At 74.4% G+C, this 24795-nt stretch carries 20 protein-coding genes; 14 read left to right on the top strand and 6 right to left on the bottom strand.

The features are described 5' to 3' along the window. Window positions 1-39: 39 nt before the first annotated feature. The gene (locus tag ABZ858_RS16960; RefSeq protein WP_361378147.1) at window positions 40-693 is read right to left on the bottom strand and encodes a TetR family transcriptional regulator; all 654 of its coding nucleotides are present in this window, start codon (window positions 691-693) and stop codon (window positions 40-42) included. Between the two features lie 163 nt (window positions 694-856). On the opposite strand from ABZ858_RS16960, the gene ABZ858_RS16965 reads away from it, so the two are divergent. The 13 genes from ABZ858_RS16965 (at window position 857) to ABZ858_RS17025 (ending at window position 16510) form a co-directional block, all read left to right on the top strand. Next, complete coding sequence (locus tag ABZ858_RS16965) at window positions 857-1642, top strand: SDR family oxidoreductase (protein WP_361378150.1); 786 nt, start codon at window positions 857-859, stop codon at window positions 1640-1642. A gap of 52 nt (window positions 1643-1694) precedes the next feature. Continuing rightward, window positions 1695-2459 carry a glucose 1-dehydrogenase gene (locus ABZ858_RS16970; protein WP_361378153.1) on the top strand — a complete coding sequence of 255 codons (765 nt, stop codon included), beginning with the start codon at window positions 1695-1697 and terminating at the stop codon, window positions 2457-2459. Between the two features lie 54 nt (window positions 2460-2513). Then, entirely contained in the window at window positions 2514-3476 is a 963-nt protein-coding gene (locus tag ABZ858_RS16975; protein WP_361378156.1) for a hypothetical protein, read from the top strand. 167 nt (window positions 3477-3643) lie between these two features. Then, window positions 3644-5668 (top strand): phosphocholine-specific phospholipase C, encoded by a 2025-nt coding sequence (locus ABZ858_RS16980; RefSeq protein ID WP_361378159.1) that lies wholly within the window; start codon window positions 3644-3646, stop codon window positions 5666-5668. 260 nt (window positions 5669-5928) lie between these two features. Next, window positions 5929-6453, top strand: coding sequence for a hypothetical protein (locus ABZ858_RS16985; protein WP_361378162.1), 525 nt, complete (start codon window positions 5929-5931; stop codon window positions 6451-6453). A 385-nt stretch (window positions 6454-6838) separates the two neighbouring features. After that, window positions 6839-8977 carry a hypothetical protein gene (locus tag ABZ858_RS16990; protein WP_361378165.1) on the top strand — a complete coding sequence of 713 codons (2139 nt, stop codon included), beginning with the start codon at window positions 6839-6841 and terminating at the stop codon, window positions 8975-8977. Window positions 8978-9063: 86 nt separating this feature from the next. Continuing rightward, window positions 9064-10650 carry a GT4 family glycosyltransferase PelF gene (gene pelF / locus ABZ858_RS16995; RefSeq protein WP_361378168.1) on the top strand — a complete coding sequence of 529 codons (1587 nt, stop codon included), beginning with the start codon at window positions 9064-9066 and terminating at the stop codon, window positions 10648-10650. Beyond that, the gene (locus tag ABZ858_RS17000; protein ID WP_361378171.1) at window positions 10647-12044 is read left to right on the top strand and encodes a hypothetical protein; all 1398 of its coding nucleotides are present in this window, start codon (window positions 10647-10649) and stop codon (window positions 12042-12044) included. Before pelF ends, ABZ858_RS17000 begins: the two co-directional genes overlap by 4 nt. Window positions 12045-12158: 114 nt before the next feature. Further along, the gene (locus tag ABZ858_RS17005; RefSeq protein ID WP_361378174.1) at window positions 12159-13160 is read left to right on the top strand and encodes a GDP-mannose 4,6-dehydratase; all 1002 of its coding nucleotides are present in this window, start codon (window positions 12159-12161) and stop codon (window positions 13158-13160) included. Between the two features lie 31 nt (window positions 13161-13191). After that, the gene (locus ABZ858_RS17010; protein ID WP_361378177.1) at window positions 13192-13905 is read left to right on the top strand and encodes a sugar phosphate nucleotidyltransferase; all 714 of its coding nucleotides are present in this window, start codon (window positions 13192-13194) and stop codon (window positions 13903-13905) included. Between the two features lie 7 nt (window positions 13906-13912). Further along, window positions 13913-14899, top strand: coding sequence for an NAD-dependent epimerase/dehydratase family protein (locus ABZ858_RS17015; RefSeq protein WP_361378180.1), 987 nt, complete (start codon window positions 13913-13915; stop codon window positions 14897-14899). Beyond that, window positions 14896-15558 carry a spherulation-specific family 4 protein gene (locus tag ABZ858_RS17020; protein ID WP_361378183.1) on the top strand — a complete coding sequence of 221 codons (663 nt, stop codon included), beginning with the start codon at window positions 14896-14898 and terminating at the stop codon, window positions 15556-15558. Before ABZ858_RS17015 ends, ABZ858_RS17020 begins: the two co-directional genes overlap by 4 nt. Window position 15559: 1 nt before the next feature. Beyond that, complete coding sequence (locus tag ABZ858_RS17025; protein WP_361378186.1) at window positions 15560-16510, top strand: endo alpha-1,4 polygalactosaminidase; 951 nt, start codon at window positions 15560-15562, stop codon at window positions 16508-16510. 17 nt (window positions 16511-16527) lie between these two features. On the opposite strand, the gene ABZ858_RS17030 is transcribed toward ABZ858_RS17025, so the two are convergent. After that, the gene (locus tag ABZ858_RS17030; protein ID WP_361378189.1) at window positions 16528-17130 is read right to left on the bottom strand and encodes a hypothetical protein; all 603 of its coding nucleotides are present in this window, start codon (window positions 17128-17130) and stop codon (window positions 16528-16530) included. Between the two features lie 247 nt (window positions 17131-17377). On the opposite strand from ABZ858_RS17030, the gene ABZ858_RS17035 reads away from it, so the two are divergent. Further along, window positions 17378-18580, top strand: coding sequence for a dipeptidyl aminopeptidase (locus ABZ858_RS17035; protein WP_361378192.1), 1203 nt, complete (start codon window positions 17378-17380; stop codon window positions 18578-18580). Window positions 18581-18625: 45 nt separating this feature from the next. On the opposite strand, the gene ABZ858_RS17040 is transcribed toward ABZ858_RS17035, so the two are convergent. The 4 genes from ABZ858_RS17040 to ABZ858_RS17055 all read right to left on the bottom strand — a co-directional run bounded on the left by ABZ858_RS17040 (window position 18626) and on the right by ABZ858_RS17055 (window position 24795). Continuing rightward, entirely contained in the window at window positions 18626-19822 is a 1197-nt protein-coding gene (locus tag ABZ858_RS17040; protein ID WP_361378195.1) for a cytochrome P450, read from the bottom strand. A 170-nt stretch (window positions 19823-19992) separates the two neighbouring features. Further along, complete coding sequence (locus ABZ858_RS17045; RefSeq protein WP_361378198.1) at window positions 19993-22320, bottom strand: MFS transporter; 2328 nt, start codon at window positions 22318-22320, stop codon at window positions 19993-19995. Beyond that, window positions 22317-22811: a MarR family transcriptional regulator gene (locus ABZ858_RS17050; RefSeq protein ID WP_361378201.1), complete on the bottom strand. Its 495-nt coding sequence runs from the start codon at window positions 22809-22811 to the stop codon at window positions 22317-22319. Before ABZ858_RS17050 ends, ABZ858_RS17045 begins: the two co-directional genes overlap by 4 nt. A 94-nt stretch (window positions 22812-22905) precedes the next feature. Continuing rightward, window positions 22906-24795: an ABC transporter ATP-binding protein gene (locus ABZ858_RS17055; RefSeq protein WP_361378204.1), complete on the bottom strand. Its 1890-nt coding sequence runs from the start codon at window positions 24793-24795 to the stop codon at window positions 22906-22908.

Here is a 24795-nt window from a genome sequence, read left to right on the forward strand (position 1 = left end):
CGGCGCGCACTCCAGACAGGCGCCCTCCCGACGCGCGCCTCAAGCAGACGCGTCCCCGGACCGTGCCTCCCCCGTCCGCATGCCGCCGACGAGCCGGCGCAGGCAGCGCACCGCGAGGTCGGCGGGTGAGTCCGGGCCCTGGGCGCCGGCCTCGCCGGCGGCCCAGGTCTCCAGCGCGATCCGGATGGCGTCGGTGGCCGCGGCCGCGGCGAGCCGCACCTCCAGCGGCCGGGCCCGCTCCCCCGCCAGCCGGGCGATCACCGGGACGAGGCGCTCCTCGGACTCCTGGTTCACCCGGTACCAGACGGCCCGCAGCGCGGCGTCGTCCGCCGCGGCCCGCAGCAGCCCGCGGGTGCGCAGCAGCGCCTGGACGGCCTCTTCGTCCGGCACCGCCAGCGCCTGGCGGACCGCGGCCTCCAGCGCCTCGGGCAGCGCCGTGCCCGGCTCCGTGGCCTCCAGCAGGGCCCGCCAGCGCTCGGCGCCGGTGGCCAGCAGCGGGCTCACCGCGTCCTGCTTGGAGCGGAAGTACCGGTAGAAGGTGCGCAGCGCGACCCCGGCCTGCCGGGAGATCTCCTCGGCCGTGGTGCCGTCCGGCCCCCGGGTGGCGAACAGCTCGGCCGCCGCGTGCGCGATGTCGAGCTGGGTGGCGGCCTTGCGGCGCTCGGTCAGGGAGGGGGACGGCTTGGTGCTCACCCGCAGAAGACTACGCCCCGCGAGCAGTCGTATGCGTGTTTTGACGTGGTGGCAAAACGTGCCATCCAGGCGTAACGTGAAATGCATCGAGAGCGCCGGCAGGCAAGAGGCCGGCGTCGCATGGCCGCGCCACAGAGCGGCGCGGGCCGGGTTGGAGACACACATGAACCGCTATGAAGGCCGCCGCGCGCTGATCACGGGCGGTGGCTCCGGCATCGGTCAGGCCACCGTGCTGCGCATCCTCGCCGAGGGCGGCACCGTGGTGGCCGCGGACATCAGCGAACGGGGCCTGGCGGACACCGTCGCGAAGGCCGGCGCCCACGCGGACCGGCTCACCACGCTCGTCGTGGACATCGCGGACGAGACTTCGGTGCGCGAGGGGGCGGCCGCCGCCGTCGCCGCGCTGGGCGGCCTGGACGTCCTGGTCAACGCGGCCGGGATCCTGCGCTCCTCGCACACCCACGAGACGACCCTGGACGCCTTCACCCGTGTCCTCCAGGTCAATCTGGTCGGCACCTTCCTGATGATCCGCGAGTGCGTGCCCGCGCTGCTGGCGGGCCGGGACGCCGCGGTCGTCAACTTCAGCTCGACCTCCGCGATGTTCGCGCACCCGTACATGGCGGCCTACGCGGCGAGCAAGGGCGGCATCCAGTCCATGACGCACGCCCTGGCCGCCGAGTACGCCAAGCAGGGCATCCGCTTCACCGCCGTGCAGCCGGGCTCCATCTCCTCCGGCATGACCGACGGCAGCGGCGCCAGCGGGCAGAGCGCGGGCCCGGGCCTGCCCGAGGACGCCGACATGAGCCTGTTCATGAAGCTCGCCCCGGCGCTCGGCCAGGGCTTCGCCGGGCCCGAGACGGTGGCGTCCGTGGTGGCGATGCTCGGCAGCGAGGACGGCCGGTTCATCACCGGCACCGAGGTCCGTGTCGACGGCGGCACCCACTACTGACCGCACCGACCACCGTCCGCACGCAGCCACGCAGCCACGCAAGGAGCGCATCATGCACGACCTCACCGGCAGGATCGTCGTCGTCACCGGCGGCGCCCGGGGCCTGGGGGCCGAGGCGGCCCGGCAGGCCGTCGCGGCCGGAGCCCGGGTGGTGATCACCGACGTCCTGGACAGCGAGGGCGAGGCCACCGCCGCCGCACTCGGCGCGAACGCCCGCTTCCTCCACCACGACGTCACCTCCGAGGAGGACTGGCGGCGCGTCGCCGAGCACGCGGTCGCGGAGTTCGGCGGCCTGCACGGCCTGGTCAACAACGCGGGCATCTCCACCGGCCAGTTCCTGGAGTCGGAGTCCGTCGAGCGCTTCCGCAAGGTGCTCGACGTCAACCTCACCGGCGTCTTCATCGGTATGAAGACCGTGATCCCCGCGATGAAGGAGAGCGGCGGCGGTTCCATCGTCAACATCTCCTCGGCGGCGGGCCTGATGGGACTGGCCCTGACCGCCGGCTACGGCGCCTCCAAGTGGGGCGTGCGGGGGCTGACGAAGATCGGCGCCGTGGAGCTGGGCACCGCCCGGATCAGGGTGAACTCGGTGCACCCGGGGATGACGTACACCCCGATGACCGCCTCCGTCGGCATCGAGCAGGGCGAGGGCAAGTACCCGAACACGCCCATGGGCCGGGTCGGCGAGCCGCACGAGATCGCGGGCGCCGTCGTGTACTTGTTGTCCGACGCGGCCTCCTACGTCACCGGCGCCGAACTCGCGGTGGACGGCGGCTGGACCACCGGGCCGACCGTTCAGTACGTCATGGGGCAGTGAGCGGCGCGCGGCCGTAGGGTGAGCCGTCAACTCCTCCCACCCACAGGAGAACTGATGGCACGTAGGGTCTCGTCCGCGACCGGTGCCCTGCGCTACGCCGCCACCTGCGCGGCGGCGCTGCTGCTCGGCGCCGGGCTCGCCCCGGCCGCCTCGGCCGCCGGGGCCCCGGCCGCGCCCGGTCCGGCCGCCGCCCGCCTCGACGCCTACTGGACCCCGGCCCGGATGGCGGCCGCCCTACCCGCGAGCACCAGCGCCGCCGCCCCCGCGGTGGACGGCCCGCAGCCGGGCGAGCGCATCCCGCCCAGCCGGAGCTTCGACGGCATCCCCCAGGCCGGGACCTTCTTCTGGACCGACGCCACCGGCACCGGGCGCACCTGCAGCGGCTCGGTGGTGCGCAGCCCCGCCCGCACCCTGGTGCTGAGCGCCGGACACTGCCTGAAGGACTACTCCGGCCCCTCCCCCGCCCGCCGCCTGGCCTTCGTGCCCCAGTACCACGACGGCCGCAAGCCGTTCGGGGTCTTCCCGGTCGAGGACGACGGCGTCTACGTCCCCCAGCGATACTACGACCTCGGCGAGCACGCCGGGGCCGCGTACGACTTCGCCTTCGCCGTCACCGGGCCCGACGAGCAGGGGCGGCGGATCGAGGACGTGACCGGTGGGGTGCGGCTGCGCACCGGGACGGGCTACCGCCACGCCCCGGTGCGGATGATCGGGTACCCGGCGCACGCGGACAAGCCCCTGGAGTGCTGGAGCCGGACCACCGCGTGGGCCAGTGACGACCCGGCCGATCCCGGCACCTTCCCGCGCATCGCCTGCGACGCCTTCGTGGGCGGCACCAGCGGCGGCCCGATGCTCGTGCCGGCGCGGGACGGCTGGGCGGTGATCGGTGTGATCGGCGGCTACCACACCGGCGGCAACACCTCCCAGGTCTCCTACAGCGCCTACTTCGGCGACGCCACCCGGGTGCTGTACCGCGCCGCGGTCACCGGCGCCCCGCCGGCCCACTCGGCGTCCTGAGCGGCGCGGTCCCGACCCGGTGAAACGGACCCCTCCCTTCCTGGAACCGCGGGCCGGAACCGTTCGTTCATCCGAATCTCATCGCGCCGGTCTGGTGTTTCCCCCTTGGCGCGAGCACGCTGGCGCGCGGCGTGCCGCAGGGGCACTCCGTGACGAAGGCGGGGCGAATGACACCGATCAGCCGAAGAGGCTTCGTGGGGCTCGGCGCGACCGTGGCGGCGGGGGCGGCGCTGGGCATCGGCACGCGGGCGGCGGCCGCGGCGGGGAGCACGGCCACCGGCACGATCAAGGACGTCAAGCACGTGGTGATCCTCATGCAGGAGAACCGCAGCTTCGACCACTACTTCGGCCGGCTGAAGGGGGTGCGCGGCTTCGACGACCGCAGCGGCATCCCGCTGGCCGGCGGCTACCCGGTGTTCAACCAGCCCAACGGCACCGGCCGCCAGTACCCGTGGAAGCTCAGCGCCACCCCCGCGGCCGGCGGCAAGGACGGCGAGACGCTGGCCCAGTGCAGCGGCGACCTGCCGCACTCATGGGCCTCGCAGCACGCCGCGTGGAACAAGGGCCGGATGGACAACTGGGTCGCCGGGGTCGGCAACGTCCGCTCGCTCGGCTACCTGGACCGCGACGACATCCCCTTCCACTACGCGCTCGCCGACGCCTACACGGTCTGCGACGCCTACTTCTGCTCCACGCTCAGCGCCACCGGCCCCAACCGCACCTACCTGTGGAGCGGCAAGGTCGACGCGGCCAGCTTCGACGGCGGCGACGAGTCCGGCCTGACCTGGCAGAACTACGCCGAGGCGCTCCAGTCGGCCGGAGTGAGCTGGAAGGTGTACCAGAACGCCCTGGACAACTACGGGGACAACGGCTGCGCCTACTTCAAGAAGTTCACCGCGGCGGCCGCCGGCGATCCGCTGCACGACCGGGGCATGTCGTCGGTGCCGAAGGCGACCGGCTCGACCCCGGACGACATCGCCGCCGCGATCAAGGCGGACGTCGTCGCCGGCACCCTGCCGCAGGTGTCCTGGGTGGTGCCCAACCAGGCGTTCTCCGAGCACCCGTACGCCACGCCCGGCGACGGCGCCCACTTCGTGCACCTCGTCTACCAGGCGCTCGCCGCCGACCAGGACGTCCTGGACTCGACGGTCCTGTTCCTCAACTACGACGAGAACGACGGGTTCTTCGACCACGTGCCGCCGCCGTCGCCGCCCGCCGGGACCCCGGGCGAGTTCCTGAACGGGGTGCCGTTCGGGTTCGGCTTCCGGGTGCCGATGGTCGTGGTCTCGCCCTGGACGCGCGGCGGCTGGGTGTCCTCGGAGGTCTTCGACCACACCTCGGTGCTGCGCTTCCTGGAGACCTGGACGAAGGCGCTCGGCACGCCCGCGGCCTGCCCGAACATCAGCGACTGGCGGCGCAAGGTCAGCGGCGACCTGACCGGGGTGTTCGACTTCGGACACCCGGTGAACGGCGCGGCCCAGCTGCCCGCCACCAGTGTGATCGGCTACGCCACCTGCGGTCCGCTGCCCAACCCGGCGCCGACCACCAACGCCCTGCCCGCGCAGGAGACCGGCACCCGTCCGGCCCGTGCGCTGCCCTACCAGCCGGGCGGCCACCTGGACCGCCTGCAGTTCGGCGCGAACGGCCAGATCCTCGCCTGGTTCACCATGACCAACCAGGGCGACGCGGCGACCCGGGCGGCCCACTTCTCCCTGCACCCGGCCGCCTACCGCGACACCACGCCCTGGCAGTACACGGTGGACGCGGGCGGCAGCGCCGCCGACTCCTTCAACATCGGGGCCGGGTACGGCGACGGCAAGTACGACTTCGCCATGGCCGGGCCCAACCGCTTTCTGCGCCGCTTCCGGGGCGACGCGACCAAGGCGGGCAAGTCGGCCGAGGTGCACACGCGTTACGGCGTCGAGTCCGGCACCGGGAAGCTGGCGATCTGGTTCACGATGCTCAACTCGGGCACCTCGGCGGTGAAGTTCACCATCACCTCCACCCACTACCGCGGTGACGGCCCCTGGACCTACACGGTGCCGGCGGGCGGCTCGACGGAGGACTTCTTCAACGCCGTGGCGTACCAGAACGGCTGGTACGACTTCACGGTCACCGTCGACTCCGACGCGAGCTGGTCGCGCCGGTTCACCGGGCACCTGGAGACGGGCGCGACCAGCGTCAGCGGCTGACCGCGCGGCGGGTCCGCCGTCGTGCGCCGGGCGCTCGGTACGCGCCAAAGTGCGCCGCGGCGGACTCCGGCGTTCCGGCGTCCGCCACCCCCCTCGCACCATGTGTCACCCTGCCGGTACCGTGCGTGTTCGACCGTCGCACGGGTGTCTCACGGCTTCTCCACGGTGCTTTCACCGGACGAGCACCTTCGGCCAGTGGGCGTCCGGGAGACCTCCGTGGGGCAGACGGGGCGTGTGCCGTTTGCCTAGCCTCCCGGGCCATGCGATCACCTCTGATGAGGCGCCTCGGCCTCTCCGCCGTCCTCGGTCTCGCCCTCGCCGTCTTCGGCCTGGCGCCCAGCGCGAGCGCGGACCCGGCGCCCGCCGCCCTGACGTTCTCCACCGACACCGCCACCGTGAAGCCCGGCGGCACGGTCCAGCTGTCGATGACGCTGACCAACAACAAGACGTACGACGTGCTGTTCGTGTACCAGACGATCGACCCGACCTGGCTGACCACCCAGCGCCCGGACCTCAAGTACAGCTTCACCGGCTGCACGCTGGCCACCGCGACCGGCAGCGCCCCCTGTTCCGGCACCGGCCCGGCCAACCTCGGCACCAACTACGGCGCGACCATAGCGCCCGGGCAGAGCCGGACCGTGACCCTGACCCTGCAGATCGCCCCGGACTCGGGCTGCAACGGGAACATCGGCTTCTACTCGTACTACTACGCCGAGTTCAGCGACAGCACGAACAGCAGCGGCGGGCCCGTCTACACCCCGGACACCCGCGTGGCCTGCGCCTGACGCGCTCACACTGACCTGATTTCGACCGGCGGCCGGCCGGGCGCCGTCCGCCCCGGCCGGCGCCACCGGCACCGGCGGCCCGGTGTGGTCCGCCGGTGCCGCGTACCGCCACGACCTGCGCGGACGCGGCACCGGCCCGGCGCGCCCGGCACCCTCGCCCACTCCGGCGGGGTGCTCCGGGGGCCGTGCGCCGGCCGATGGTCACCTGCGTTTTTCCGTCAGGACCCGTAACACGGCCACATCAGTCACACAAACCCTTCACCATATGACGCGACGGATGCGTGACGACCGGTGTCCGAGGGGGGTGCCGGCGTCGCGCGAGGGGGTGCGTCCGCTCCATGGGAGCCGTACTCACCCCTGCCCGGGGGGAGAGGACCTACACCGCATGAAGCGGACCATACGCACCACCGTGCTCACGGTGGGCGCGCTCGTCGCCGCGCTCGGGCTGCCGGCGGGGGCCGCGCAGGCCGCCGCGGGCACCGCGCCCCGCGTGGACCTGCGCACGCTGATCGTCAGCGACGGCGGCCCGTCCACGGACGCCATCGCCGCGGAGTTGGACACCGCGGGCACCCCGTACACGAAGATCGACCTCACCCAGGCGAACAGACCCGTGATCGACGCGGCCTTCCTCGCGGACACGGTGGACGGCCGGCCGCGCGCCAAGTACCAGGCCGTCGTGCTGCCCAACGACAACCCGTTCCCGGCGAACTCGCCCGAGATGGCGGCGCTCTCGGCGTACGAGAAGGCCTACGCGGTCCCGCAGGTCGACGCCTACACCTACGCCCGGCCCGAGGCGGGGCTCCAGTACCCGGTGAACGGCGGCTACTCCGGCAGCATCGACGGCGTCCGGGCCCAGGTGACCGCCGCGGGCAAGGCGGGCCCCTTCGGCTACCTCAAGGGCGCCGTGCCCTTCGAGGACAACTCCCCCACCGTGGGCGAGAGTTACGCCTACCTCTCGCAGCCGGTCGCCGGCGCGGACTTCACCCCGTACGTGGACGCCCCGATCCCCGGGCAGTCCGGACGCGGCTCGCTGGTGGGCGAGTACCGGCACGACGGGCGGCGCGAGCTGGTCGTCACCTTCGTCTACAACCAGTACCAGCAGCAGTTCCGGCTGCTGGCCCGCGGCATCGTCGAGTGGATGACCGGCGGCGTGCACCTGGGCGCCTCGCGCAACTACTTCGCCGTGCACGTGGACGACGTCTTCGCCGCCGACGACCGCTGGGACACCAAGCTCAACTGCACGCCCGGCGACGTGGACTGCCCGGTCGGCGAGGGCACGCCCGACCCGATCCGGATGACCCCCGCGGACGTCGACCACGCCACCGACTGGGAGCGCGGCCACGGCTTCACGCTCGACCTCGTCTACAACGGCGTCGGCAGCGACGACGAGCGCGCCGACCACGGCGGCGCCGACCCGCTGGCCGACAAGCTGATCGCCGACCGCGACCAGTTCCGCTGGGTCAACCACACCTACACGCACGCCTTCCTCGGCTGCCAGCAGGACGTGTCCGTGGTGCCGTGGAAGTGCGCCACCAACCCCGACGGCAGCACCAAGTGGGTCAGCCGGCAGGACATCTCCGACGAGATCTCCGTCAACCGCGCCTGGGGGCAGAAGGCCGGACTGCCGCTGAACACCACGGAGCTGGTCACCGGCGAGCACTCCGGGCTGCGGGTGCTGCCGCAGCAGCCGGACGACAACCCCAACCTGGCGTCCGCCCTGGCCGGCAACGGCGTCACCTGGCTCGCCTCGGACAACTCCCGCGACCCCGTGCAGCGCAGGGTCGGCCCCGCCACCACCGTCTCCCGCTACCCGATGAACGTCTTCTACAACGCCGGGCGGGCGAGCGAGCAGGCCGACGAGTACAACTGGATCTACACCAGCCGCGCCCAGGGCGGCAGCGGCATCTGCGAGGACAACCCGGCCACCACCACCTGCCTGCCGGCCCCGCTGGACACCGCCACCGGCTACAGCGACTACATCGTGCCGCTGGAGACGCGCATCGACCTCGGCCATGTGCTCTCCAACGACCCCAAGCCGCACTTCATCCACCAGTCCAACCTCGCCGAGGAACGCATCGCCTACCCGGTCCTGGACGGCGTGCTCGACGGCTACCACGCGCTGTTCACCGACGACGCCCCGCTGGTGAACCTGCGGATGGCGGACATCGGCGTGGAGTTGCAGCGCCGCGCCGCCTGGCAGACGGCCGTGAAGAACAACCAGGTCACCGCGTACCGCATCGGCGGCACGGTCACCGTGACGGCGCCCGCCGGCGTGGCCGTCACCGCCACCATGCCCGCCGGCACCACCCTGGCCGGGCGCGGCTTCGGCACCGCCTACGCGGGCACCCTCTCCGGCTGGACGCCGTCCGCCGGGCAGCCGCTCGCCCTGGCCCTTCCGGCGTCCTCCCCGGCGCCGGCCCCGGCCGCGCACGCCGCCGCGCCCGCAGCGGTCACCGCCCCGGCGCCGCGCACCCGGGTCCCGGCGGGTGTGACCCCGCCCGCCGCGCGGACCGCCGCGCACTGAACGGCGCACCGACCGTCCGGTCCCGGCCGCGTGCGCGCGGCCGGGACCGGCGCGACCACCCCACACCTCGGCCGTGGAGCACCTCGATGCACGTTCACCACGGCGCGCGCCGCCCAAGCGACCCGACGCGCGTCACCCTGCTCACCGAAGGCACGTATCCGCACAGTCACGGCGGCGTCAGCGTCTGGTGCGACCAGCTCGTCCGTGGCATGCCCGATCTCTCCTTCGACGTCCTCGCGGTCACCGGCACCGGCCGCGAGCCGCTCGCGTGGGACCTGCCCGCCCACGTCTCGCGCGTGCTGTCCGTCCCGATGTGGGGCGACCCGCCGCAGGGCCGGCCGCCCCGCGGCCGCGTCCGCAACCGGCTCACCGCCGCCTACGAACGGTTCCTGGCCGCGCTGCTCGACCCGGGCGCCGAGGACGGCTTCGCACCCGCCCTGTACACGATGGCACGGGCCGCCGCGGACGGGGCGCTGAGCGCCTTCCTGCGCGGCGACCGGGCCGTCGCGGTGCTCAGCTCCGTGTGGAACCGGCCGGGTCTCGTGGTGCGCGAGGCCCGGCCGACCCTGCACGACGCGCTCACCGCCACCGGCCTGCTGGAGCACGCCTTGCGCCCGCTGGCCGCGCCGCTGCCGCACGGCGGGGTGGCGCACGCGGTCAGCGGCGGCGTCGCCGCGCTGCCCGGACTGGCCGCGCTGGAACAGCACGGGGTGCCGCTGCTGCTCACCGAGCACGGCGTGTACCTGCGCGAGCGCTACCTCGGCTACCGCACGGCGCCCTACCGCTGGCCGGTCAAGGCGGTCGTCCTGGGCTTCTTCCGGCTGCTGGCCGAGGAGAGCTACCGCAGGGCCGCGCTGATCACCCCCGGCAACCGCTACAACCGGCTGTGGGAGGAGCAGGGCGGGGCGGCCCCGGAGGCCATCCGCACCGTCTACAACGGCGTGGACCCAGCGGCCTTCCCGCCGGCCGGGCCCGAACCGCAGACGCCCACGCTCAGCTGGGCGGGCCGGGTCGACCCGATCAAGGACCTGGAGACCCTGATCCGCGCCTTCGCGCTGGTCCGGGCCGAACTGCCCGCCGCCCGGCTGCGGTTGTTCGGCGGCACGCCGCGCGGCGGGGAGGCGTACCGGGAGCGCTGCGAGGCGCTGGCCGCCTCCCTCGGGCAGGCGGACGCCGTCCGGTTCGAGGGCCGGGTGGAGGACATCAAGGACGCCTACGCCGCCGGGAACGTGGTCATGCTCTCCAGCATCAGCGAGGGCTTCCCGTTCACCCTGATCGAGGCCATGTCGTGCGGGCGGGCGACCGTCTCCACCGACGTGGGCGGGGTGCGCGAGGCCGTCGGCGACACCGGACTGGTCGTCCCGCCGCGCGACCCGGCCGCCATGGCGAAGGCCGCGCTCGCGCTGCTGGGCGATCCCGGGCGCCGCGTGGCCATGGGCGAGGCGGCCCGGCTGCGGGTGATCGAGCAGTTCACCCTGCGCCGGACCGTGGAGACGTTCCGGTCCGTCTACCTGGAACTGTCGGCACCGGCACCGGCACCGGCGCTGGCACCGGCGCGGCTGTCGACACCGGCACCGACACCGGCCGCCGCCGCGCCCACGGCTGTCGGTCCGGTCGGTCCGGTCGGTCCGGTCGGTCCGGTCGGTCCGGTCGCGGGGAGCGTGGCCGTATGAGTGGTCCGATAGCCCTCGAACCGGGCGGCCCCGAACAGGACACGCTCGCGATCCGGCTCGCCGCGCCGCGCCCGCGCCGGTCCGACGAGCACACCCTCACCCTGCGGCTGCCGCGGCCGGGCCCGGACGAGGAGGAGATCAGCCGGCTCGCCGCCGAACTGGCCGACCGCGTAGGTCCCGCGGTCCACCCCTACGAGGTGGCCGCGCTGCTGGAGGCGGAGGGCCTGTCCGCCGAGGTCATCCGCAACCGGTACGGCCACCCGAACCTGTTCTCCCTGGCGGCCGCGCTGTACGACCGCGTGCCCCGCAGCTTCCCGGAGCCCGCCCCGGCCGCCGACCCCTGGCGTCCGGACCATGTGCGCTGCCTGCTGCGCGGTGTCCTGTTCGCGCTGCCGGGCCTCGCGTATCTGCTGGCCGGGCCGCTGTGGGACGCCGGGGAGCACGCCGGCGCGCTGGTGGTGGCGGGCGCCGTCTCCTGGGCGTGGGGCCAGGCGCTGGGCCACCGCGCGCATCTGCGGCGGGCCACCGGCCCCCGGGAGGCCGGCCGCACCCTGCTCGCCGGTGCTCCGCCGGGCGCGGTGCTGGCGACGGCCGCCGCGGCGCCGTTCACCGGCGGCGGCCCGGTGCTGTGGGTGGCGGCCGGGCAGTCGGTGTACCTGGCCGCGGCGGGCGTGCTGCTGGTCCTCGCCCGGGAGCGGTGGCTGCTGGCCGCGCTCGCCCCGCTCGTCGCCGGTGCCGTGCTGCTGCCCTGGTGGGAGCCGCCTCCCGGGGTGCGCGCCGGGCTGCCGCTGCTGGCGCTGGCGGCCACCTGCGCCGTCACGGCCCTCGCCCTGCGGGCGGTCTGCCGCGTCCCCGCGGTCACCGGCGCCGTCCGGCCCCGGCTGTCCGCCTCCCTCCCGTACGGCCTGTTCGGGCTGGCCGCGGCGGTCCTGGTCCTGCTGGAGGGCCGACGGCACCCGTACGCGGTGATCGCGCTGACCGTGAGCATGGGCCCGGCCGAGTGGCTGCTGTACCGCTACCGGGGCTGGTCGGTGGCGGCGCTGCGCGCCACCGCCACCCCCGCGGGCTTCCTGCTGCGCTCGGCCGGCATCCTCGGCGGCTGTCTGCTGGCCTACCTGCTGCCGCTGCTGCCGGTGGCCTGGCTGACCGGGGCCCGGCCCGCCGAACTGCTTCCGCTGGCCGCCGCGTTGTGGACGGCACTGCTGCTCCAGGCGTTCGGGGCGGCCTGGCCGCCGGCCGGCCTGTGCCTGCTGGCGGCGGGCTGTACCGGCGCGGTCACGCTGCTGCGGCTGCCACCGGGGGCCGCCGCGCTGCCGCTGTGCTGCGGCGCCGCCGCCCTGCTCCTGGCGGTGTGCGCACTGCGGCTGCTCGGCCGGCCGGCACCCCATCTGTGACCGGACCGGAGCAGACCAGGGCGCGGACCGCACCGCACCGCGCGGCCCCCGGAGACCACTTCGCCGGACCGCCCGCTCGTACGGCACCTCCGGCACCTGCGAAAGGACACCACCATGACATCCGCACCGCTCGCCGCCGTCACCGGAGCCGAGGGCTTCATCGGCTCGCACCTGACCGAGGCACTGGTCGCCTCGGGGCACCGGGTCAGGGCGATGGCCCAGTACAACTCGTTCTCCTCCTACGGCTGGCTGGAGACCCTGTCCCCCGACGTGCTCGACCAGGTGGAGATCGTCCTCGGTGACGTCCGCGACCCCGGCTCGGTCCGCGGGCTGCTGGAGGGAGCCGACTGCGCCTACCACCTGGCCGCGCTCATCGCCATCCCGTACTCCTACCAGGCGCCGCACAGCTACGTGGACACCAACGTCACCGGCACCCTGAACGTCCTGGAGGCGGTGCGCGCCCTCGGCACCCCGCGCCTGGTGCACACCTCCACCAGCGAGACGTACGGCACCGCGCGGACCGTGCCGATCACCGAGGACCACCCCATCAACACCCAGTCGCCGTACGCCGCTTCGAAGGCGGGCGGGGACCGGCTGGCCGACAGCTACCACGCGAGCTTCGGCACCCCGGTGGTGACACTGCGGCCGTTCAACACCTTCGGCCCGCGCCAGTCGATGCGCGCGGTGATCCCCACCGTGATCGGCCAGGTGGCCGCCGGGCAGCACACCATCACCCTCGGCGACCTGCGCCCCACCCGCGACTTCACCTATGTCGCGGACACGGCGCGGGCGTTCCTCGCGGTGGGCACGGCGGACGCCGAGCACGTGGTGGGGCGCACCTTCAACGCCGGGACCGGCGGGGAGATCTCGGTCGGTGACCTCGTCGCGCTGGTCGGCAAGGTCATGGACACCGCCCTTGACGTGCGCGAGGACGCCGCACGGCTGCGCCCGGCCGACTCCGAGGTGATGCGGCTGGTCGCCGACGCGACGCGGCTGGCCTCGGCCACCGGCTGGCAGCCGGCGCACACCCTGGAGCAAGGGCTCGCCCGCACCGTGGAGTTCTTCCGCGACCCGGCCAACCTGGCCCGCTACAAGACCGGCATCTACAACATCTGACCGCCCGGCACGTCCACGAAGGAGAGGCTCCATGCACGCAGTCATCCTGGCCGGAGGCAAGGGCGTCCGGCTGCGGCCCTACACCACGGCCCTGCCCAAGCCGCTCGTGCCCATCGGCGACCAGCACGCCATCCTGGAGATCGTGCTGCGCCAGCTCGCCGCGGCCGGCTTCATCCGCTGCACCATCGCCATAGGCCACCTGGGCGAGATCATCCGCGCCTACGTCGGCGACGGCTCCCAGTGGGGCCTGAGCGTCGACTACTCCACCGAGGAGAGCCCGCTGGGCACCATGGGCCCGCTGCTGACCATGCGCGACCGGCTGCCCGAGACGTTCCTGGTGATGAACGGCGACGTCCTCACCGACCTCGACTACGCCGACGTACTGCGCCGGCACCGGGAGTCGGGCGCGCCGCTGACCATCGCCACCTACGCCCGCAAGGTGCACATCGACTTCGGGGTGCTGACCACCGACGCGAGCAAGGTGGTCGCCTTCACCGAGAAGCCCAGCCTGGACTACCGGGTCTCCATGGGCGTGTACGGCCTGTCCCGGGCCACGCTTGAGGGGTACACACCCGGCCTGCCGCTGGGCTTCGACGAACTCGTCCTGGACCTGCTGGCCGAGCAACGCCCGCCGCACGCCTACGACTTCGACGGGTACTGGCTGGACATCGGCCGACCCGACGACTACGACCGGGCCAACGCCGAGTTCACCAGCCACAAGCCGCTGCTGCTCAAGGGGGCCTGAGCCCCGTATGCGCGTTCTCGTCCTGGGCCGCACCGGCTATCTGGGACGCCATGTCGTCGAGCACCTGCGCGCGCTGCCGCACGCGCGGGTGCTCGGCGCGGGCCGCTTCCCGGGCGCCGACGTCGCCGTCGACCTCGCCGCCGATCCGCCCGAACGCCTGGCCAAGGCCCTGGCGTCGGTGGCGCCGGACGCCGTGGTCAACTGCGCGGGCGCCACCGGCGGTGACGCCGTCGCCCTCGCGGAGGTCAACGCCCGCGGCCCCGCCGTGCTGGCCGCCGCGCTGCGCGAGGCGGCGCCCACCGCCCGTCTGGTGCACCTCGGTTCGGCCGCCGAGTACGGTCCGGGCCGGCCGGGCACGAAGGCGGCCGAGTCGGCCGTGGCCGCTCCGGCCGGCCTGTACGGCGCCACCAAGCTCGCGGGCACGGTCGCGGTCACGGCCTCCGGCCTGGACGCGGTGGTGCTGCGCGTGGGCAACCCGGTCGGTCCGGGGGCGCCTGCCTCCGGGCTGCCCGGCCGGGTGAGCGCGCTGCTGCGCGCGGCCGGCCCGGACCCGGGGGCGGTGCTGCGCCTCGGTGACCTGTCCGCCTGCCGCGACTTCGTCGACGTGGGCGACGTGGCCCGGGCGGTGGTCCTCGCGGTCACGGCCGCCGGGCCGCTGCCGCCGGTGCTCAACATCAGCGGCGGGACGGCCGTCCCGGTCCGCGCCCTGGTCCGGCGACTGGCGGACGCGGCCGGTTTCCGCGGCCGCGTCGAGGAAGCCCCGCACGACACGACCGGCCCGAACGCCCCGACGAACTCGACCGGCCCGGCTGGCACGACCGGTTCGGCCGGTTCGGCCCGCTCGGCGCAGGTGTCCTGGCAGTGTTCCGACATCACCGCGGCCGCCACGGCCCTGGGCTGGCGCCCGTCGCGCACGCTGGAGGAGTCGCTGGCCGCGCTGTGGGCGGCGAGCGCCCCGCAGCCGCGCGGCCGGGAAGACGAGGGAGCCTCGTGAACCTGCTGATCCCGCTGTACGTCCACCCGGCCGACGACCCGGGCGCCTGGCACCGCCTGGTCACGGCGGCGGAGCGTACGTACGGCGTCGTGCTGAACCCGGCGAGCGGACCCGGCCCGGCCCCCGACCCCGCGTTCACGGCGGTGGCCGACGCGCTGCGGCGGGCCGGTGCCCGGCTGCTCGGCTATGTGGACACGGACTACGGCGCCCGTGACCCGGCCGAGGTCGTCGACGAGGTCCGCAGGCACCGCGCGTGGTACGGGGCGGACGGCTGCTTCCTGGACCGGGTGACCGCGGCGGCCGGGTCCCTGCCCGCCTGCCGGAAGCTGGTGCGGGCCGTGCGCCGGCTCGGTGCCGGGCCCGTGGTGCTGAACCCGGGCGTGCACCCGGCGCCCGGCTACGCGCGCCTGGCCGATCTGACGGTCACCTTCGAGGGCCACTGGTCGACGTACGTGTCCGCCTTCCAGCGTCCGTCCTGGGCGGCCCGGCAGCCGCCCGGCCGGATCTGCCATCTCGTCTACGGGGTGCCCGCGGCGCTCGTGCCGCTGGCCGTGCGCACGGCACGGGAGCGCGGTGCGGGGGTGTGCGGGCCCGTCACGGGTGAGCCGCCCAACCCGTGGGCCCGGCTGACCCCCGCGCTGACCGGGACGGAGCGATGAGGTGACGAGGACGACCCTGCGGACGAGGGCGAGGGCACTGGCGTACGCGGCGGTGCCGGCCGCCCTCGTGCTCGCGGTGCTGACCGGGTGCACGGGCCCGGACCGGGACGCGGACGCCGGCCGCTCGCCCGGCGCGCGGACCACGCCCGGCGGACGGGACGGCACCGGACCCGGCACCGGACGGCCCTCCGCACCCAGCACGCGACGCCCGTCCCCGTCCCCGAGCGGGCGGCCGTCCGGCGGCCCGCACCGGGCGCGCTGGCAGCCGCGCCCCGGGCTGGCCTGGCAGTGGCAGCTGGACGGACCCGTCGATCCCTCGGCCGACGTGCCGGTCTACGACATCGACGGCTTCGAGAACACCGCCTCGGACGTGGCCCGCCTGCACCGGGCCGGCCGCAAGGTGATCTGCTACGTCAACGTCGGCGCCTGGGAGGACTTCCGGCCCGACCGGAAGGCCTTCCCCCGCTCGGTGCTGGGCGCGGACAACGGCTGGCAGGGCGAGCGCTGGCTCGACATCCGCCGGCTGTCCGTGCTGCGGCCGGTCATGGAACGGCGCTTCGACATGTGCCGCGACAAGGGCTTCGACGCGGTGGAACCCGATCTGGTGGAGGGCTACGGCAACCACAGCGGTTTCCCGCTCACCGCCGGTGACCAGCTCCGCTACAACCGGATGATCGCCGCCCTCGCGCACGAGCGCGGCCTCGCGGTGGGCCTCAAGAACGACCTGCCGCAGATCCCGCAGCTCCTCCCCGACTTCGACTTCGCCGTCAACGAGGAGTGCGCGCAGTACGACGAGTGCGCGCAGCTCACCCCGTTCGTCGCGGCCGGCAAGGCGGTCTTCCACGTGGAGTACGCGGAACCCACCAGCAGCTTCTGCGCACAGTCGCGCAAGCTCAGGCTGTCGTCGATGCTGAAGAAGCCGGAACTGGGGGTGTGGCGCAAGCCCTGCTGACGCGAGCCCCGCTCGGATCAGCGAAGGACCTTCTCCTTGTATGCCTCCGGGTAGCGCTCGGTGAACTTGACGGCCCACACCAGCAGTACGGCGGGAACGACCCAGTTGCACCAGTCGCTCGCGGACGGGAAGCGGATGGCGAGCCAGCTGAGCACGGCCATGACCAGGAAGACACCGCCCCACATGGCGGTCAGGACCACGTTGACGTGCTTGAAGACGGGCGTGTTCCACAGGTGCGGTGGCGTGCCGCGCCGGGCGTACTGCGCGGTGAAGGGGTCGAAGGCGAGCGATCCCAGGGCCACGACGGCCACCGCCAGGCTCGCGATGACCTGGGCGTAGGTCTCCACCCAGATCAGGGTGTGCCGGTCGAGGACCAGGGCGAGGACGCAGAGCACGGCGAAGAACACGATGCCCGTCACGTCGAGCACGTTCCACTGCCGATGGGTGAGGTCGCGGCCCGAGACGAGGAGCGAGGCGGCCAGCGCGGCCAGCGCCGCGTACTTCCAGGTGCTGGGTCCGGCCACGACCCCGAAGATGATCCAGGGCAGGAAGGAGACGAAGACATTTCCGGCGCCGACGGCCTTGCGGGGCGGCGCCTTGGTCGCTGTCTGCTGTTGCATGGGAGGGCCTCCCGTCGCGCGGTCCGCCTCGGACGCGGGCGGTACCGCTCCTCCCATCATGCCGACCCCGGCGCCCGGCCACCTGCCGCGCCCGCGCCGGGGCACGCACGGGCCGGGGCACACATGGTCCAGGGCACGCACGGGCCGGAGTGCTCATGGGCCGGAGTGCGCCCTGGCGGCCGCGCTCCTACCGTGAAGGCGGGGCAGTGCCCGGTCCGGGGCGTGCCGCCGGCCGTCTGGAGCCGTGATGACCTTCCGCTTCCACCAGGACGAGCAGTTCGACTACGAGATCAGGGTCGCGCTGGGCTCCGCCTGGCAGCACGGCGCCGACGTGGGCGAGGTGCTGGCGGTGGCGTCGGCCGTGGGCGACGGGGACGGCGCCGCGTGGTTCGCCGCCTGGACCGAACTCGCGCACCGGGTGCGCGGGCGGGCCGAGGAGTGCGCGGGGCGCGGGCGCGTGGTCTCCGCCCGGGACGCGTGGCTGCGGGCCGCCGGGTACTTCGGTACCGCGCTGGCCGGTGTGGACGCCTGCGCCGACCCCGGGGCGCGGCTGGCGGAGGCGTTCACGGCGCACCGGGAGTGCTTCGACCGGTTCGCGCGGGCCTGGGAGCCGGCGGCGGAGCGGGTGGAGATCCCGTACGAGGGCATGTCGATGCCCGGGTACCTGTTCGCCCCGCCCCGGGGACGCGAACCGCTGCCCACGCTGATCGTGACCAACGGCAGCGACGGCCCGGTCAGCTCCGCCTGGACCCTGCTGGGCGCCCCGGCCGTGGCCCGCGGCTACCGTGTCCTGCTCTTCGACGGCCCCGGCCAGCAGTCGATGCTGTTCGAACGCGGGACCACCTTCCGCCCCGACTGGGAACAAGTGATCACCCCGGTGGTGGACTACCTGACCGGCCGTCCGGACGTCGATGCCGGGCGCCTGGTCCTGGCCGGGATCAGCCAGGGCGGTTACTGGGTGCCCCGGGCGCTCGCGTTCGAGCACCGGATCGCGGCGGCGGTCGCCGACCCGGGTGTGGTGGACGTGGCCGAGAGCTGGTGGCCCCACCTCGGTCCCGAGCTGCGGGCGCTGTGGGAGTCCGGGGACCGGGCGGCCTTCGACGGCGTGCTGGGCCAGGCGCTGGCGGCCGATCCGGCGCTGGCCGCGACCTGGCGCTGGCGGGCCAAGCCCTACGGCATCGACTCCCCCTACGACCTGCTCACCGAGGTCGCCCGCTACACCGTCGAACCGGTGGCCGGCCGGATCACCACCCCGCTGCTGATCACCGACCCGGAGGGCGAGCGCTTCTGGCCCGGCGCGGCACAGCGCCTGTACGACGCCCTGCCCGGCCCCCGGGAACTGGTCCGCTTCACCGCGGCCGAGGGCGCCTCCCTGCACTGCGAGCCGCTGGGACGCGCGGTGTTCGAACAGCGGGTCTTCGACTGGCTGGACGGGCAGGTGGGCGGCTGAGCGGGAGGAGGCGGATGCCAGGAGGCCGGCTCGGGGGCCGCCGCGCTATCCGGTGAACCGTACGGGCAGGCTCCGGGGGCCGCGGATCATGACACCCGGACGCCAGGTGAGCGCCGCCGGGTGGATGTCCAGGGCCAGGCCGGGGCAGCGCGCCAGCAGCGTCCCGATGGCGACGCGGGCCTCCAGCCGGGCCAGCGGCGCGCCCAGGCAGTGGTGGATGCCGTGGCCGAACGCCACATGGCCGCGCGCGTCGCGGGTGATGTCGAAGCGGTCGGGTGCGGGGAAGCGCGCGGGGTCGCGGTTGGCGTCGCCCATGGCGATGAGGACGAGTTCGCCGCCGCCGGGGACGACGGTGTCGCCGATCGGCACGGGTTCGGTGGTGAAGCGGAACGTGGGGGTCTCCAGGGGGCCGTCGTAGCGCAGCATCTCCTCGACCGCGCCGTCCAGGAGGGCGGGGTCCGCGCGCAGGGCGGCCAGTTGGGCGGGGTGGGTGAGGAGGGCGAGGACGCCGTTGGAGATGAGGTTGGCCGTCGTCTCGTGGCCGGCGACGAGCAGCAGCCAGGCCATGCCGACGAGTTCCTCGTGGGAGAGGGCGTCGCCGTCCTCGTCGCTGCCGTGGATCAGGGCGCTCATCAGGTCGTCGCCGGGCCGCTGCCGCTTGCCGGCCACCAGCTCCCGGATGAACCGCCCCATGGCGGCGGCCGCGGCCCGGCGGTCCTCGACGTCGGTGGCGCCGATCGCGTCGTGGGACCAGGTGCGGAAGTTCTCGCGCTCCAGGTCGGGCACGCCGAGGAGTTCGCAGATCACCGAGATGGGCAGCGGGAAGGACAGCGCCTCGACGAGGTCGGCCCGGCCGTCCGGCGCGGCCAGCATCCGGTCCAGGAGCGCGTCGGTGGTCTTCTGGATGCCGGGGGTGAGCTGCTCCACCCGGCGCGGGGTGAACTCCCGGGCGACCAGGCGGCGCAGCCGGGTGTGGTCGGGCGGGTCGGCCCTGAGCATGTGGTGACCGGAGGAGATGGCGCCGAGCGGGAACGAGGGCGACACCTTGCTCCAGTCCTTGGAGAGCCGGGGGTCGGCCAGCGCGGCGCGTCCGGCCGCGTACCCGACGACGAGCCAGGCGAGCGCGCCCCCTTCGGGCATCCGGATGCGGTGCACCGGGCCCCGCGCCCGTAAGCGGGCGTAGACGGGATACGGGTCGCGGGTGAACGACTCGCCCAGCGCGGCCAGGTCGACGATGTCCATGGAGCCCCCTCAGCACGGCCCACCCTCAGCACGGCCCACCGACTCTATCCCGGGCGGCCGGGACCGGGCCTCGCTTTCGGCCTCGCTTTCGGCCTCGCTCTCGGCCATGCCGGGCCCGGCCGCGATCCCCCGCCCTCCCGGCCCCGCCCTGTCCTGTCCGGTCCGGGGCGTCAGCCGGTCCGGTGGTCCGGGCCCAGGTCGGCCTCGACGGTCCCGCCGTCGCCGACGACGACCTCGGTGGCGTGCGGCGGGGCGCCGCCGGCGATGACGGTGTAGGCGCCCGGGGCCAGGCCGGTGAGGGCGTACGTGCCGTCGGTGCCGGTGGTGACCGAGTCGACGACCTCGCCCCGGCCGTTCAGCAGGGTGACGCGGGCGTCGGGGACGGGCCGGCCGGTCTCCTGGTGGCGGACGGTGCCGCGCAGGGCGCCGGCGGGGTCGAGGACGATGTCGGACACGTCCGGCCGCCGCTCGCCGGTGAACCGTACGGCCCGGGGCTGGTGGCCGGCCGAGGACACGATCAGCACCCAGGAGCCCGGTCCGGGGTCGGGCAGGGTGTACGTGCCGTCCTCCTGGGTGCGGGCCAGGGCCTTCTGGTGGCCGTGCGCGTCGACCAGGGTGAGCGTGGCCCGGGCGGGACCGCCGCCCGCGCTGTCCCGTACCCGGCCGCGCAGCACGGCCCGGCCCTCGCCGTGGACGGCGTGGCCCTCGCCGTGGGCGGCCTGCTCCGCGCCGGGCGTGCCGGGACGCGGCCGCGCTGCGGCCGTCGTGGAGGAGGGCGTGGGCGCCGGGGAAGGCGACGCGGCCGGCGCCGGCACCGCGCGGCCGCGGATCAGCGAGGCCGCCGCGGCGGCCAGGGACATCGCGATGGCGAGGGAGAAGACGACGACGAGACCGTGGTGGAACGGCTGGGAGATCAGGTGGGGGAAGAACTCCCGGCCGGTGAGGTGCGCGTTCGCGGCGGGCGAGAGATGGCCGAGGATGCCGGGCCCGAGCAGGTGCTCGATCGGGTTGTAGCCGAGGAACGCGGCGAACAGGACGCCCACCGGCGGCAGCCCGGCGACCGTGTGGGCGGCGTCCGGCGGGACGCCCTGGGCGGTCAGGCCCGAGGCCAGGGTGTGCGGCAGGGTGCCGGAGAGGCCGGCCACCATGAGCGAGAAGAAGACGCCCATGGACAGCACCATGCCGGCGTTCTGGAAGGTGGCGCGCATCCCGGAGGCGGCGCCCCGGGCGTCGGCGGGCACGCTGGACATGATGATCGAGGTGTTCGGGGCGGCGAACAGGCCGCCGCCGAGCCCGTTGAGCAGGATCAGCACGGCGAACGTCCAGTAGCCGAAGTCGCTGGGCACCACGAGCAGTCCGGCGAACGACACCGCCATCACCGCGAACCCCGACGCGGCGAACATGCGAGCGCCGAACCGGTCGGACAGCGCCCCGGATATGGGCCCGGCCAGCAGGAAGCCGATGGTGAGCGGCAGCATGTAGACGCCGGCCCACAGGGGGGTGTCGGCGTAGTCGTAGCCGTGCAGGGGCAGCCAGATGCCCTGGAGCCAGATGATGAGCATGAACTGCAGTCCGCCGCGGGCGATGGCGCCCAGCAGGGTGGCCGCGTTGCCGCCCGCGAAGGCGGCGTCGCGGAACAGGCGCAGCGGGAACATCGGCTCGGGGACCTTGGTCTCGACGTAGCAGAACACGCCGAGCAGCACGAGGCCGCCGATCAGTCCGGCCAGCACCCACGGGTTGGTCCAGCCCATGGTGTGGCCGCCGTAGGGCTGGATGCCGTAGGTGATGCCGGCGAGCAGTGCCGTCAGGCCGGCCGCGAAGGTGACGTTGCCCCACCAGTCCATCCGCCCCGGCCTGGGCACACCGGTCTCGTGCAGCGACTTGTACGCCCAGACGGTGCCGATCAGGCCGATGGGCACGTTGACCCAGAACACGGAGCGCCAGTTCCAGGTGACGAGGACGCCGCCCAGGACCAGGCCGAGGAACGAACCGGCGATGCCCGCCACCATGTTGACGCCCAGGGCCATGCCGCGCTGGCGGGCGGGGAAGGCGTCGGTGAGGATCGCCGCGGAGTTCGCCATCAGCATCGAGCCGCCCACGGCCTGCACGATGCGCCAGCCGATCAGCCACAGCGCCCCGCTGCCGCCCTGGAAGGGGTCGAGCGAGAGGACCACCGAGGTGAGGGTGAAGACGAGGAACCCGGCGTTGTAGATCCGCACCCGGCCCTTCATGTCGCCGAGCCGGCCGAGGGCGACCACCAGGACGGCGGTGACGAGCATGTAGCCCATCAGCATCCACAGCAGATAGCTGACGTTGCCCGGTTCGAGCGGGTCGAGGCGGATGCCGGTGAAGATGCCGGGCAGCGAGATCAGCACGATCGAGCTGTTGATGGTGGCGAGCAGCATGCCCACCGTGGTGTTGGTGAGCGCCACCCACTTGTAGCGGGGGTGGTCGACGCCGATCCACGCTCTGCGGCCGCGTTCCTGGACGGTGGTCATGGCGTGCTCCCGGTGGTGTGGTGGGCGGGGAGCGGACGCGGGGCGGTGGTGTCCCCGAGCATCCGCAGCACGATCGGCAGCGCGGTGCGCAGCGCGGCGCCCAGCGCCCGCTGCTCTTCGTCGGGCAGGGCGGCCAGCAGGCCGGCCAGCCGGGCGTCACGCGCCCGGCGGCGTTCGGCCAGCACGTCCTGTCCGGCGTCGGTGAGCAGGACCAGGGTGACCCGTCCGTCGCCGGGGTCGGTGTCCCGTGCCACCAGGCCCTGGGCTTCGAGCCGCTGCACGAGCTGGGTCATCGACGGCTGGGTGACGCCCTCGGCGGTGGCGAGGGCGGTCAGCCGGGCCGGGCCCTCCCGTTCCAGGCGGCCCAGGGTGGCGGCCGCGGTGAAGCTCAGGTCCCGGCGGTCGGTCAGCGCCCGGACGACCGCCGAGGCGGCGTCGGCCAGGTCCCGAGCGGTGTCCTGCGGGGTGTACTCGGCGTACGACTCGTCCACATGTTCTTCGTATCACGTTCTTATATAGGCGGCCTATCAAAACTGGGTAAGGAAACCTCCCCGGAGACCGCCCTCCGCGCGCGGGCGCGCTCGCTCACCGCCGCCCGTTCGTCCAGGCCTCCCAGAGACCGGCGTAGACGCCGCCCGCCGCGCACAGGTCGCCGGGCCGGCCCCGCTCGACCACCCGGCCGTCGTCCATGACGACCACGGTGTCGGCGCCGGCCGCCTGGGACAGCCGGTGCGCGACCACGACCGCGGTGCGTCCCTCGGTGACGGCCAGCGCCGCCCGGTCGAGCGTCTGGGCCGCGTCGCTGCCGCCCTCGGCGGTCGCCTCGTCCAGCACCACCACGTCGGGATCGAGCAGCAGCACCCGGGCCAGGGCGAGCTGCTGGGCCTGGCGCGGCGTCAGATCGCCGCCGCCGGTGCCGACGACCGTGTCCAGTCCGTCCGGCAGGGCGTCGGCCCAGGCCGTGGCGCCCACGGCCGCGAGCGCGGACGCCAGATCCTGGTCACAGGCGTCACGGCGGGCCAGGCGGAGGTTGTCGGCGACGGTGCCGGCGAACAGGTGGTGCTCCTGGGTCACCAGGACGATCCGGCGCCGCCCGTCGGCGGCCGGGCGGGCCAGGTCGGCGGTGGGCACGCCGCCGAGGGCGACCTCGCCCGCGTACGGGGTCCGCAGCCCGGCGATCAGTGTCGCCAGCGTGGACTTGCCCGACCCGGTGGTGCCGACGACCGCCAGGCGCTCCCCGGCGGCCACCTTGAGGCCGACGCCGTGCAGCACCTCCGGGCCGTCCTGGTAGCGGTGGCGCACGTCGCGCAGGACGAGGGTGCCGCCGGGGCGGCCCGGCGGGGGCGGCGGCCCGTCCGGCGTACGGCCGTACGTGGTGACGCCGACGATCCGGGCCAGGCCCGCGCCCGCCTGCTGCACGCTGTCGAAGGTGCCCAGCATGGTGTTGACCGGGTCGAACAGGCCCACGAAGAACAGCGCGGCCGTGGTCGCCGCGCCGATGCCCGCCAGGTCCGCGTGGACCAGGACGTAGGCGACGACCAGGATGGCGCTCAGGCCGAGGAACTCGGCCGCGTTGAGCCGCCCGTAGAACCGGGTCGCCACCCGGGTCGCGGCGAACTCGTACGACATCGCCTCCCGCGACGCCTCGGCCACCCGGGCGCGGCGCCCCGCTCCCAGGCGCAGGGCGCGCAGGGTGGGCAGCGCGGTGAAGGCACCGAGCAGGGCGGAGGCGCGGCGCCCGTCGGCGGTGCGGCCGGCCGCGTACAGCGGACGCGAGGTGCGCAGGTACCAGCGCAGCGTGTACGCCTGCACGGGCACCGCCAGCAGTCCGGCGAGCGCGAAGCGCCAGTCCAGCGCGGTCAGTCCGACGAGGGTGGCGGCGATGGTCAGCGCCGCCGTGGCGAAGTCGCCGAGCGCCTCGGACGCGGCGGCCGAGACGCGTTCCACGTCACCGGAGACACGGGAGACGAGATCGCCGGTGCCGCCCGCCTCGACGACGTCCACGGGCAGCGCGACGGCGGCGGCGACGGCGTCCTCGCGCAGCCGTCCGGCCATCGGCTGCACCACCCGGGCCAGCAGCACGGCCGCGCCCCACACGGTCACGGCGCCCGCCACCGTCGCGGCGGCCAGCAGCACGAGCGGCACCACCAGCGCGCCCGCCCCGCGGTGGTCGGCGATGGCCTGCGTGATCCGCCCGGTCGCCACCGGCCCGGCCAGCGTCAGCGCGCTGTCCGCGACCAGGACGGCCACCGCCCCGGCCGCCAGGCCCCACCGCCCGCGCAACAGCCCGCGCAGACACTCCCGTGTCTCCCGGGCGGAGGCGACGGGCAGCAGGGTCCGGGGGGTGGGGGCGGGCGGTTCGGCTGTGCTTGCGGTCGGGGCGCCCGGGGCGGGGGTGGCCGCCCCGGTGGCGGTCGGCTCCGTGGCGGTCGGCTCCGTGGTGGTCCGGTCGAGATCGGCGGGAGTGGTGCTCAC

The sequence above is a fragment of the Streptomyces sp. NPDC047017 genome (assembly GCF_040644175.1).
Taxonomy (GTDB): domain Bacteria; phylum Actinomycetota; class Actinomycetes; order Streptomycetales; family Streptomycetaceae; genus Streptomyces.